Raw genomic sequence first — 1,158 nt, forward strand, 5'->3', positions numbered from 1 at the left:
CTGTATCGACTTTTTTACTGCCCCAATCCCAGATGCCCAACTGTTGAGTACCATCGGCCACCAACTTGGTATGCTCAAGCTAGAGAAAAAAGTTTGGCCAAGCTTTGGCAATAGCCTCGATATGGGGCTGATTGGCGAATCTATCCCGATGAAGCGCTTACGCGATCAAGTTAAGCGAATTGGTCCTACGGACGTGAGTATTCTGATCTCTGGCGAGAGCGGTACTGGTAAAGAAGCGGTTGCTCGTGCAATTCACAAAGTATCTTCCCGTTCTCATAAGCCCTTTATGTCGATTAACTGCCGCGCTTTGAATGAGCAACGTTTCCAAGCGGAAGTATTTGGTATTGCTGCGGATGCTGAGATGGGCCCAAGTCTGTTGGAACAAGCAGATGGCGGTACTGTGTTGTTTAATGACATTCTGACCATTTCGAAGGACCAGCAAATGAACCTGTTAAGGTTTTTGCAAGAGGGCACGATTGAAACGCGCGAAGGTGTGAAGAATGTGAATGTGCGTATTCTTGCTGCTAACTCGTCAGACGTAGAAAAAGCTTTGATTGATGGCGACTTCAACGAAGAGTTGTACCATTACATCAATGTACTTCGTATCAACGTACCAAGCTTGAAAGAGCGCGCGAGTGACATTGCACTACTAGCTCGCTTCTATCTGCAAGAGTTCTCTAAAGAGTACAACTCTCAAGCAAAAAGTTTCTCTGAGGACGCTTTGAAAGCTCTGACTCGTTACTTCTGGCCTGGTAATGTTCGCGAGTTGATGAACCAAGTTAAGCGTGCGGTGTTGATGTCTGACAGCGTGATGATTGAAGAACATCATCTCGATTTGCCGCAACGTAATGATTCAAAACGCAGTTTGAAATCAATTCGTGAAAAGAGTGAGCGTGATGCGTTATTGGTTGTGTTGGAGTCGCACTCTGGTCAAGTTTCCAATGCGGCGAAAGAACTTGGTGTGTCGCGTGCAACCATGTATCGACTACTTAACAAGCACAACTTGATTTCCGATCAAGCGATGTAATTCAATGAGTGAATCGAATTGAAAGAGCGACCTTGCTGGTCGCTCTTTTTCGTTGTATACGTTCTGATTTATAAAACTCGAAGTTTTATATATTCCCTAGATGAATATGTTATATGAAAAAACATATGCAA

Annotated in this window: 1 protein-coding gene; it reads left to right on the forward strand. The window is 44.3% G+C overall.

Annotated elements, in window-relative coordinates; all coding sequences use genetic code 11:
* The coding region (locus R7Q47_RS25695; protein WP_318090190.1) for a sigma-54 dependent transcriptional regulator at positions 1-1,027 on the forward strand (1,027 nt) is incomplete at its 5' end.
* Positions 1,028-1,158: the final 131 nt, after the last annotated feature.

This window comes from Vibrio sp. Vb0349, from assembly GCF_033338975.1.